This window comes from Aquitalea sp. S1-19 (genome assembly GCF_024343515.1).
The window spans coordinates 1-10,328 of sequence record NZ_RJTZ01000105.1; the positions used below are offsets into that span (position 1 = coordinate 1).

Genomic DNA, 10,328 nt, shown 5'->3' on the forward strand with positions numbered 1-10,328 from the left:
TGGTGGCATTGCAGATCATGGCCAACGATCAGGCGGTGACGCTTGGCAACGCTGGCGGCATGCTGCAGATGAATGTGTACAAGCCGCTGATCATACGCAACCTGCTGGAGTCCTTGCGCCTGGCGGGCGATGCGATGGACAGCTTTAACCGGCACCTCGTCGCAAACTGCCAGGCCGACAGCGCCCGCCTTGCACGCGATGTCGAGAGCACGCTGATGCGCGTAACCGCGCTGGCACCGGTCATAGGCTATGAGCAGGCAGCCAGAATCGCACAGCTGGCATTGACGCAAGATTTGCCGCTACGGGTAGCAGCCTTGCAAATGGGAGTGGAAGCGGCGCTGTTCGATAAGCTCTGCGATGCGGGCGCAATGGCAGGACCAGACAGGAAGACAGATCCAGACTAGGCAGCGCAGCGCGCCAATCCGCTTGTCGCCAAAAGTTGCAAAGCCGCCTCCAGCATCGCCGTCTGGGCAGCCAAGGCACCTGCGGTAGCCTCGACATTGATATACGGGATAGCGTGAGCTGCAGCGTAAACAGACAAGGAGCCATCGTCCGGCGCGTTCTTGTCTTGCAGCACCACATTGAAACCCTGCGCGGCCAGCGGCAAGAACAGCCGCTTTTCGCTCACCAGTAAAAACTGGTCGGGCGAAACACCCGGCGCCAATGACACTTCAGCGGCGCTACTGGCTAGCGCGCCGCCGGGCAAATAGCTGGCGGCCGAATAGCCGCCGGGATGGTTATTGTGCAGGCTGATGATGGCACTGGCGCTATCTGGCGCCAGTTGCGCAAGCAAAGTCTCGGTAAAGCCGGCCAGCGCGAGGCGCGCGGCCGCGCTGTTCGAACCGTAGTGTTCCAGTGTTGCCGCGAGCCCTGCCCGGCTGAAGATACGGTTGGGATCGGCGCGTGCATCATCGCCATTCACCCCAAAGCGCAACAGGCGCCCGCCGCCATGGTGCAAACTCAGCAAACGTCCGCCATAGCGCGGCAGCAAGGCGCCACCGGCAGCCAAGGCCGTGCTTTCATTCTCGTGCACATTAAGCAGCAGCACGCAGGACGTGCCACTGCGCCGCTCGGCCAACAGCACGGCACCGTCTCCCAGCGCCAGACGGGTGAGCTTGCTGCCCGGCTCGATAGCGGTGGTGGCTGGCGGTATAAAAAGTGGCGGCGCCCGGCCGGCACAGCCACTCAATAACACAAGCAGCAGAGCCGACAGCAGGCGCAGGGCAAGATCAGGCCGTCGTCCGTGCGGCGACATATTGCTGGTACTCTTCTTCGCTGAAGACATCATCCTGGTGCTCGACCCGGTCAAGAAACACCAGCCCGTCCAGATGATCCAGTTCATGCTGGAAAATGCGCGCAACAAAACCGTCCAGCACCTGCCGGCAACACTGGCCGTGGCGGTCGGTATATTCAACCTCGATGCTCTGGTGGCGCGGCACCAGAGCACGCAAGCCGCCAACGCTCAGACAGCCTTCCCAGTCTTTGACCTTTTCGCTGCCATAGCACAGCACGCACGGGTTGATCATGGCGGTCGGCGCCATATCAGGCGCATACGGGTAGCGCACGCTGGGACGGGAAGCCACGACAAACAGGCGTAGCGAAGAAGCAATCTGTGGGGCGGCAATGCCGACCCCGTTTGCCTCCTTGACGCTGGCAATCAGCGTATCAATCAGGGCTTGAACGGCAGACGCATGAATATCGGCCACAGGCTGCGCCACCTGGCGCAGTACCGGGTGGCCTAGCTGGATAATGGGGGTGTCGGCAGGCACGGCAGAACTCCAGAAACGGATGGCAGCTCCGGATCATAGCAGAGCACGGTGCCGGCCTTTAGAAACGGCAGAGAAAGGTCACCAGAAACGGCACCGACAGATCGACGGCAAAGCCGTGCAGCATGGCGACAAAAATCCAGTCACGCCCGCACACGCGGCTGATCACCGGCAAGGTCGTGTCCATGGTGGTGGCGCCACCGGCGGCAATCGGCGCCAGCTTGCCGAAAGCCTTGAATAGCAGCGGTGCCATCAACAGCGCGAAGATTTCACGGAATACATTGGACACCAGCGCGACGGTGCCAAGTTCGGCACCCTTGTACTGGGTGATAAAGATGGAAGACAGCGAGTAATAGCCGAAGCCCGAACCGATCGCCATCGACTCGGTGGCCGACACATTATCCAGCGCAAAGCTGATGGCAAAGCTGCCCAGCAAGGTGCCGACTATGGTGGCCAGCGGAATCAGCAGGATCTTGGGCTGCATGCGCGCGATGGTGCGGCGCAGGGTGTCGTCGGCCCCGACCGATACGCCAACGCAAAACAGCAAGAAAAACAGCGCATACAGGGTAAAGTCGCTCTCGCTCAGCCACAGCGGCAAAGCGCCCGACCAGCCCAGCATCACCCCGAGCACGAAAAAAGCAATAATCGTCAGCGCGCCCTTCATGCTTCATCCTTGCGGAAAAAGCGCACATAGACCCACCACGACGCCAGTACGCTGCCCATGGTCGACGCCAGCGAAATCACCACACCGGTCACGCCTATGGTCGACAGATTGGACAGAATCGCCTCATTGCCGCCCACCGACAGGCCAAGCAGAAACAGCAGCAGAAAAATGGCCAGCGAAATCAGCCGGCCGATATGGCGCACATGACGCCAGTCGCGCAGCAAATGGCCGGCGACAATACCTGCCAGCAGACAGGCAATCACACTGAACATGGGAACTCCGCAAACAGGATGCGCGCCGGCGCAAAGCCGGACACAGCTAAACAGGACCCATCATGTTTACCATGCGCCGCAACATTGCTCAACCCGTTCCGGATACTGTATTTGATTTTTAAATGACAAAGCCGGCATTCACCGGCCCCGCACGCTATGCCTCGGCCACTTCCCCCTGCTGCTGCAAGGCCCACATCTCGGCATAGCGCCCGCCTTTTTCCACCAGCGCACGGTGCGTGCCCTGCTCCAGTACGCGCCCGTGCTCCAGCACCACAATCTCGTCGGCGTCGACCACGGTAGACAGGCGATGCGCAATCACCAGCGTGGTGCGGTTGGCCGAGATGGCCGCCAATTCCTGCTGGATGGATTTTTCGGTGCGCGAATCCAGCGCACTGGTGGCCTCATCGAAAATCAGGATGGGCGGATTCTTGAGAATGGTGCGGGCAATGGCTACGCGCTGTTTTTCGCCGCCGGAAAGCTTGAGGCCGCGCTCGCCGACCATGGTGTCGTAGCCATCGGGCAGGCTGACGACAAAATCGTGGATATGCGCGCTTTTGGCGGCCTCCACCACCTCGGCCTGGCTGGCACCGGGGCGGCCATAGGCGATGTTGTAGCCGATGGTGTCGTTGAACAGCACCGTATCCTGCGGCACGATGCCGATATGGGCGCGCAGGCTGTCTTGCGTCAGTGCGCGGATATCGCGGCCATTGATGCTGATGCGGCCATGGCTGACATCGTAAAAGCGAAACAGCAGGCGCGATAGCGTCGATTTGCCGGCACCGGACGAGCCGACCACCGCCAGCGTCTTGCCTTCGGGAATAGTCAGGCTGACGCCATGCAGAATCTGGCGTTTGCTGTCGTAGCCGAAATCGACCCCGTCAAAGCGCACGCTGGCGCTACGCGTATCCAGCACCTCTGCATTGGCCGCATCATCCACCTCGGCGCCTTCATCCAGCAGGGAAAACATGCGCTCCATATCGGCCAGCGAGTGGCGGATTTCGCGATAGACAAAACCGAGGAAATGCAGCGGCGACCATAACTGGGTCAGGAAGGCCGACACCAGCACCACATCGCCCACGCTCATGGTGCCGCCCACCACGCCTTGCGCCGCCATCACCATCACCGCCGTCACGCCAAAGGCGATAATCACGCCTTGACCGGCATTCAGCATGGACAGCGATACCTGGTTTTTCACCGCCGATTTTTCCCATGCCGCCAGACCCGCATCGTAGCGCGCGGCTTCTACGCCTTCGTTGCCGAAGTACTTCACCGTCTCGTAATTGATCAGCGCATCGATTGCCTTGCTATTGGCCTTGGAGTCCAGTTCGTTCATCGAGCGGCGAAACACCGTGCGCCACTCGGTTACCAGCAAGGTGAAGGTGATATAGACCGCGATAGTGGCAAAGCTGACGATGGCAAACCACACATCGTAGCGCGCCAGCAAAATGCCGATCACCAGTGCAATCTCGATCAGCGTCGGCAGGATATTGAACACGGTAAAGTTGAGCAAAAAGCCGATGCCCTTGGTGCCACGCTCGATATCACGGCTCATGCCGCCCGTCTGGCGGTTAAGGTGAAAGCGCAAGGACAGGCGGAACAGATGGTTGAATATCTGCCGCGCCACCTGACGGATCGCACCCTGTATCACCCGCGCAAACACCGCGTCGCGCATTTCGCCCAGCACGCTGGACAGCAAGCGGGCAATACCGAAGCCGGCCAGTGCCATCACCGGCACCGCGAGCGCACTTGCCGGCACCGACAAAGCGTCAACAATATCCTTGAGGTAAAGCGGCACGGTCACGGTCGCGACTTTGGCCAGAATCAGGCAGGACAGCGCCAGCACCAGGCGGAACTTGAACTGCATCAGATAAGGCAGCAGCGTTTTTAAGGTCTTGACGTCGTTGCGGTTGCTTGGCGCCGGGCCGGTATGGGTAAATCTCATGACAAAAACTTGCCTATTGGTGACAGTTTGACCAAGAGTGAATAAAACACCCAAGGCCAAACTTATGTGGATTTTATTGCTGGAAGCGCTGTTCGCCCTGTTGCTGGGCGGCTTTATCGTCTGGTGGACCTGGCCACGGGGTTAGGAAACTATCCGATACCCCACGTCACATCCTCAATGCAGCATCCGCGGCAGGACCAGATGGAACTCGGGAATGTCGGCATCAAAACGCTGGCCATCGTCCGCCTGCATCTGGTAGCTGCCGCGCATCTGGCCCCACGGCGTCGTCAGCTGTGCCCAGCTGCTGTACTCGAACACCTGGCCGGGCGCCAGATGGGGCTGCTCGCCGATCACGCCCTGACCCCGCACCTCCTGCAGCGCGCCATGTGCATCGCTGATCAGCCAGTGGCGACTGATCAGCGTCGCGCCGATATTACCCAGATTGCGGATACGCACCTGATAGCCAAAAGCGTACTGGTCATGGGCAATATCCGATTGCTCCTCGATAAAAAAAGCACTGACCTCAACCTCAATTCGATACTGCTCGCTCATATCCCGTCCCTATGTCTGTCCCGACAATGGTTGCATCATAACCTGTCCCGGCTAGCTTGCCTGCAACAAGGATCATCCCGGCCCTGACACCCCGCCTTAGGCAATTGACATTGCGATGGCGAATGGCGAGAATCAGCCGCCGCCCTGTAGCGGTTTTCCTTGCCTTTGCCCATGTCCGAGCACACCTCCCGCCTGAAACTGCCTTCACGCAAACATGCCGCCATTGGCGCCGGCTTAGTGCTACTGGCCATTATCGTTGCCACCTTGCTGTCGTCAGGCGGGCAGACCCTGCCCGGCGCGCAAAACGGGCCGGAACTGCTCGCGCCGTATACGCCTTCATCCAATGAAGACAGCGTCAGCGCCTATACGCCCAAACCCCACTCCAATACCGTGACCATCCTGCCACGGGCCGCGAGTGTGCGTAGCCCCCAGCCCGATCAGGCCGCCAGCGATGCGCTCGCAATCTTGGCAGAAGAAGTCACCATCGTGGAGGAGGCGGTCCCGCCAAGCGCGGAGCCCGCTGACACCCCCGCCGCCGAGCTCACGCACTGATACGGCAATCCGCCATGGCAGCTCAGGAACAGGGGCGTTACAATAACGGCCCCATCCTACCCTGTCGACATCATGAATTTCCGTATCGCACCCAGCCTGCTTTCCGCCGACTTTGCCCGTCTGGGCGATGAAGTCAAAGATGTCATCGCCGCCGGCGCCGACATCATCCACTTCGACGTGATGGACAACCACTACGTCCCCAACCTGACCATAGGCCCGCTGGTCTGCGAAGCCATCCGCCCGCACACCACCGCACCCATTGACGTGCACCTGATGGTCAAGCCGGTCGATGCGCTGGCGGCGATGTTTGCCAAGGCCGGTGCCGATATCATCACCTTCCATCCGGAAGGCTCCGAACACATCGACCGCACGCTGGGCCTGATCCGCGACGCCGGCTGCAAAGCCGGCCTGGTGTTCAACCCGGCAACCAGCCTGTCCTACCTTGACCATGTAATGGACAAGGTAGACATGATCCTGATCATGTCGGTCAACCCCGGCTTCGGCGGCCAGAGCTTTATCCCCGAGGCGCTGAACAAGATCCGCGCCGCACGCACGCGCATCGACGAATACACGGCAAAAACCGGGCGCGAAATCTGGCTGGAAGTTGACGGCGGGGTCAAGGTCGACAATATCCGCGCCATCGCAGAGGCCGGTGCCGACACCTTTGTCGCCGGCTCCGCCATCTATGGGCAGCCTGACTACAAAGCCGTCATCGACGCCATGCGCGCCGAGCTTTCCCAGGCAGGCCGCTAATGCGTCACGGCATCCTGCTCACCGGCGCATCGCGCGGTCTGGGCGCTGCCCTTGCGCGCACGCTCGCAACAAAAGACAGCGATCTTGTCTGTATCGCGCGCCAGAGCGATGAGACCCTCACGCTGCCCGAGGGCGCGCGCCTGGCCTGGGTTCAGGCGGATCTGGCCGACAGTGCCCTGCTGGAACTGGTGGCAGAGCGCGCGCTGGCGGCACTGGGGACAGGCCCGTTTGCCACGCTGACGCTGATCAATAACGCCGGCACCGTTGCGCCCATCGCCCCGTGCGGCCACTACCCGCAAGGCGGCGTCGAGCATGCGCTGGCGCTTAACACGCTCGCCCCCATGCTGTTATGTAATGCATTTCTGGCCTGGGCGGCAGGGCGTGGCGCGCAGGTGCGCATCCTCAATATCTCGTCCGGCGCTGCCGCTTCGGCCATCGCCGGCTGGAGCGTGTATGGCGCGAGCAAGGCAGCGCTGGACCATTTCAGCCGCTGCGTGGCGGCCGAGCAGGCAAGCTTGCCAGATGGTGCACGCGTGGTTTCGCTCTACCCCGGCGTAAAAGACGGCCTGGCCCTGCTGAAGGTGCTGCGCCTGCCGCTGGTGGTGATCACCAATAAGTCCGAACGCCTCGCCGTACCGCTGCTGGAGCTGCTGGAGCTGGGCGATTTGTTCTCGCTGGTCATCGGGGGCGACACCCTGAGCGAGAAAAAGCCGTCGGCCATGCCGCTGCAACACACCGCCATGGTGCTGAACCTCAAGACCGAAGAAATCGCCATGGTCGGCGACTCGATCAACGACATCCTGTCGGCCCGCGCCGCCGGCAGCCCGGCCATCGCGGTGAGCTACGGTTATGCCGATGCCGCCAATCTGGGTGCAGATATCGTGCTCGACAGCCTTGCCGAACTATACGATTTAATGAAAAATGGGTGACAATGGAAACCATTTAATGAAAAGAAGTTAAATCATGCATTCACTCTCGGTTTTCCGGCGCGGCCGATGGCGTAGCTCACAGCCCTGACCCACGCCTTATTCCACCGCCGTTTTCCAACCGGGAGCTTGACATGCAACACGAAGAATTCAGCCGCCTCGCGGCCCAAGGCTATAACCGCATCCCCGTCACCCTCGAGCTGTTCGCCGACCTCGACACCCCCTTGTCGGTCTACCTCAAGCTGGCCAACGCGCCCTATTCCTATCTGCTCGAATCGGTAGTCGGCGGCGAGCGCTTCGGCCGCTACTCGTTTATCGGCCTGCCCGCCACCACGCGCTTGCGCGTCAACGGCCAGCGCGTGCAGGTCGAGTACGGCGACAAGGTGATCGAACACCACGAAGGCGACCCGCTGGCCTTTATCGAGGCGTTCCAGACGCGCTTTCGCACCCCGCCGCTGGACGCGCTGCCGCGCTTTACCGGCGGCCTGGTCGGCTACTTCGGCTACGACACCATACGCTACGTCGAAAAACGGCTGGCAGCGGCGAAAAAGCCCGATCCGGCCGGCACGCCCGACATCCTGCTGATGCTGTCCGAAGAGCTGGCGGTGGTCGACAACCTGTCGGGCAAACTCTATCTGGTGGTGTACGCCGACCCGGCCATGCCCAACGCGCTGCAAAAGGCTCAAGCGCGGCTGGCACAGCTGCGCGCCAAACTGCGCGAGCCGGCACCGATGCCGCTATCGCTGCCGTCCACCCCCACCAGCGCCCGCTCCGAATTCGGCCAGGCCGCGTTCAAGGACGCGGTCGAATCGGCCAAACGCTATATCGTCGACGGCGACATCATGCAGGTGGTGCTGTCGCAGCGCATGGCAATGCCGTTCAGCGACTCGCCCTTGTCGCTGTACCGCGCGCTCAGAAGCCTCAATCCGTCGCCGTATATGTTCTTCTACCATTTCGACGACTTCCACGTGGTCGGCGCCTCGCCCGAAATCCTGGTGCGGCGCGAGCACGACAGCGTCACCGTGCGCCCGATCGCCGGCACCCGCGTGCGCGGCAAAACGCGCGATGAGGACGAGGCACTGGCCGCCGACCTGCTGGCCGACCCCAAGGAAATCGCCGAACACGTGATGCTGATGGATCTGGGCCGCAACGACATCGGCCGCGTCGCCGCCACCGGCTCGGTCCGCGTCACCGACAATATGGTGATCGAGCGCTACTCGCACGTGATGCACATCGTCTCCAGCGTCGAAGGCACGGTCGGGCCCGAAGTCTCCAATATCGCCATCCTGAAAGCCACCTTCCCCGCCGGCACCCTGTCCGGCGCGCCCAAGGTGCGGGCGATGGAAATCATCGACGAGTACGAGCCGACCGGCCGCGGCGTCTACGGCGGCGCCGTCGGCTACCTCGGCTTCTCCGGCGACATGGACCTGGCCATCGCCATCCGCACCGCAGTGATCAAGAACGACACCCTGTACGTACAGTCCGGCGCCGGCATCGTCGCCGACTCGGTGCCCGAATCGGAATGGCAGGAAACGCAAAACAAGGCGCGCGCGGTGATCCGCGCGGCGGAACTGGTACAGGCGGGGCTGGATGGGTAAGACTGTTTGGCCCGTTCCAAGTGATTTGAAACACTGATGGCTCCGGGAAACACCACCGAGCAGCTAAAAGTCTATTCAAGAATTTAGTACTCTACGCCACTCACAGCGGCCACATAGACCAATCCGCATTATTGAATCGAGTCATACATGAGCAAATCGCCCATCATTACCCCATGCAGCAGCTGTAATCGCGACACCCGGCAAGATGTAATAAATGAAAATATTGACAGCTTCCATGATTACCGAATGGATACCCACTATCAAATAATCGCATGCCGAGGCTGCGAAACAAAGAGCTTTAGAATAATCACCTATTATATTGAAGATGCCTATCAAATTTCAGATAACGAATGGGATGTGCCAAAAGACTTTGAAACATATCCTAAAACCCTCCCCAACCACCAGTCAATTCAAGATATAGATCGAGTACCTGATGTAGTAAGGAATATTTACCAAGAATCAATCGAAGCAATAAAGGTAAAATCAAATATACTAGGAGGAATAGGTCTAAGAGCGACCATTGAAGCAATTTGCAATGAACAAAAAATCATAGGAAGAACTCTAGAGACTCGAATAGATAAACTAAAAAAAGCAGGACTCGTCTCAATCATGGACGCAGATCGGCTACATGCAATCAGATTTTTAGGAAACGATGCTGCCCATGAAATACAATCCCCAGACATTTATAAACTCTTAGCTGCACTTAAAGTAATAGAACACTTAATAACCAACCTATACATATTAGACAGCGACGTAAACTCCACACTACAAACCATAATAAAAGAATATTCTGAATTCGAAAAACTACTAGAAATTAAATTAAAAAATAGCCCTACTAACGTGGAACGCCCCTTGATAAACATACTAGGCCGAGATACCAGAAGACTGCACGGCCACTTAAAATCTCATGAAGACCAACTCATATTAAAAATAAAATCTGGAACATACTCATTACTTACCATAGGGAAAATTGATAGTTTTGCTGGGTCAAAAGATAAACTACAACACTACATCGCTCAAAGCCCAAGTAATTAGAACGTGGATTCAAAAAGTAAGTGCAACAGTCAATAGTTAATTTTGTTCAATGGCTTACCACTTTTGAAGACCGCTGTCGGCGCTTGCCAACCCAGTCGTTTTCGTGGCTGATGATTTAACTGTAGGGTCTCGGACAATTGGATATCCATCCGCAGCTACCCGCTCTTCCTCGCTAGGGAGGTTTTGGGTAAGCTGCGACAGTCCACTGTCGAGGCCCGATCTTGAACATTCGTCTGCATAAAAATGCGCGTACTACACCCGCCGTGCG

Annotated in this window: 11 protein-coding genes and 1 pseudogene; 6 read left to right on the top strand and 6 right to left on the bottom strand. The window is 59.0% G+C overall.

The genetic code is table 11. The features are described 5' to 3' along the window. Positions 1-404 (top strand): annotated as a pseudogene (locus EGI20_RS14060) (class II fumarate hydratase); the annotation flags it as partial. On the opposite strand, the gene EGI20_RS14065 reads toward EGI20_RS14060, so the two are convergent. The 6 genes from EGI20_RS14065 to apaG all read right to left on the bottom strand — a co-directional run bounded on the left by EGI20_RS14065 (position 401) and on the right by apaG (position 5,196). Next, positions 401-1,255 carry a hypothetical protein gene (locus EGI20_RS14065; protein WP_498632229.1) on the bottom strand — a complete coding sequence of 285 codons (855 nt, stop codon included), beginning with the start codon at positions 1,253-1,255 and terminating at the stop codon, positions 401-403. The pseudogene EGI20_RS14060 and the gene EGI20_RS14065 overlap by 4 nt on opposite strands. Further along, a complete protein-coding gene (gene def / locus EGI20_RS14070; protein ID WP_498632231.1) occupies positions 1,230-1,769 on the bottom strand; it encodes a peptide deformylase in 540 nt (179 codons plus the stop codon). Before def ends, EGI20_RS14065 begins: the two co-directional genes overlap by 26 nt. A 58-nt stretch (positions 1,770-1,827) precedes the next feature. Continuing rightward, entirely contained in the window at positions 1,828-2,430 is a 603-nt protein-coding gene (locus tag EGI20_RS14075) for a LysO family transporter (protein ID WP_498632232.1), read from the bottom strand. Beyond that, positions 2,427-2,702: a LysO family transporter gene (locus tag EGI20_RS14080; protein WP_124736127.1), complete on the bottom strand. Its 276-nt coding sequence runs from the start codon at positions 2,700-2,702 to the stop codon at positions 2,427-2,429. The genes EGI20_RS14075 and EGI20_RS14080 overlap by 4 nt, the downstream gene beginning before the upstream one ends. Positions 2,703-2,856: 154 nt before the next feature. Next, positions 2,857-4,644, bottom strand: a complete 1,788-nt coding sequence (locus EGI20_RS14085) for an ABCB family ABC transporter ATP-binding protein/permease (RefSeq protein ID WP_498632234.1) — start codon at positions 4,642-4,644, stop codon at positions 2,857-2,859. A 174-nt stretch (positions 4,645-4,818) separates the two neighbouring features. Continuing rightward, entirely contained in the window at positions 4,819-5,196 is a 378-nt protein-coding gene (apaG, locus tag EGI20_RS14090; RefSeq protein ID WP_124736125.1) for a Co2+/Mg2+ efflux facilitator ApaG/CorD, read from the bottom strand. A 171-nt stretch (positions 5,197-5,367) separates the two neighbouring features. Here apaG and EGI20_RS14095 point away from each other — a divergent pair, with 171 nt between their 5' ends. The 5 genes from EGI20_RS14095 (at position 5,368) to EGI20_RS14115 (ending at position 10,060) form a co-directional block, all read left to right on the top strand. Beyond that, complete coding sequence (locus tag EGI20_RS14095) at positions 5,368-5,748, top strand: hypothetical protein (RefSeq protein WP_498632235.1); 381 nt, start codon at positions 5,368-5,370, stop codon at positions 5,746-5,748. Between the two features lie 69 nt (positions 5,749-5,817). After that, positions 5,818-6,501, top strand: coding sequence for a ribulose-phosphate 3-epimerase (gene rpe / locus EGI20_RS14100; RefSeq protein ID WP_160797714.1), 684 nt, complete (start codon positions 5,818-5,820; stop codon positions 6,499-6,501). After that, positions 6,501-7,430, top strand: coding sequence for an SDR family NAD(P)-dependent oxidoreductase (locus EGI20_RS14105; RefSeq protein ID WP_498632237.1), 930 nt, complete (start codon positions 6,501-6,503; stop codon positions 7,428-7,430). The genes rpe and EGI20_RS14105 overlap by 1 nt, the downstream gene beginning before the upstream one ends. A 131-nt stretch (positions 7,431-7,561) precedes the next feature. Beyond that, entirely contained in the window at positions 7,562-9,025 is a 1,464-nt protein-coding gene (gene trpE / locus EGI20_RS14110; protein WP_498632239.1) for an anthranilate synthase component I, read from the top strand. Between the two features lie 147 nt (positions 9,026-9,172). Continuing rightward, positions 9,173-10,060, top strand: coding sequence for a DUF4145 domain-containing protein (locus tag EGI20_RS14115; RefSeq protein ID WP_498632241.1), 888 nt, complete (start codon positions 9,173-9,175; stop codon positions 10,058-10,060). The last annotated feature ends 268 nt before the right edge of the window (positions 10,061-10,328 follow it).

Bases quoted from the DNA above. Each gene is read 5' to 3' on its own strand.
- trpE (WP_498632239.1), top strand. From the start codon at position 7,562: ATGCAACACGAAGAATTCAGCCGCCTCGCGGCCCAAGGCTATAACCGC.
- EGI20_RS14105 (WP_498632237.1), top strand. From the start codon at position 6,501: ATGCGTCACGGCATCCTGCTCACCGGCGCATCGCGCGGTCTGGGCGCT.
- EGI20_RS14075 (WP_498632232.1), bottom strand. From the start codon at position 2,430: ATGAAGGGCGCGCTGACGATTATTGCTTTTTTCGTGCTCGGGGTGATG.
- EGI20_RS14080 (WP_124736127.1), bottom strand. From the start codon at position 2,702: ATGTTCAGTGTGATTGCCTGTCTGCTGGCAGGTATTGTCGCCGGCCAT.
- apaG (WP_124736125.1), bottom strand. From the start codon at position 5,196: ATGAGCGAGCAGTATCGAATTGAGGTTGAGGTCAGTGCTTTTTTTATC.
- EGI20_RS14095 (WP_498632235.1), top strand. From the start codon at position 5,368: ATGTCCGAGCACACCTCCCGCCTGAAACTGCCTTCACGCAAACATGCC.
- EGI20_RS14085 (WP_498632234.1), bottom strand. From the start codon at position 4,644: ATGAGATTTACCCATACCGGCCCGGCGCCAAGCAACCGCAACGACGTC.
- EGI20_RS14065 (WP_498632229.1), bottom strand. From the start codon at position 1,255: ATGTCGCCGCACGGACGACGGCCTGATCTTGCCCTGCGCCTGCTGTCG.
- EGI20_RS14115 (WP_498632241.1), top strand. From the start codon at position 9,173: ATGAGCAAATCGCCCATCATTACCCCATGCAGCAGCTGTAATCGCGAC.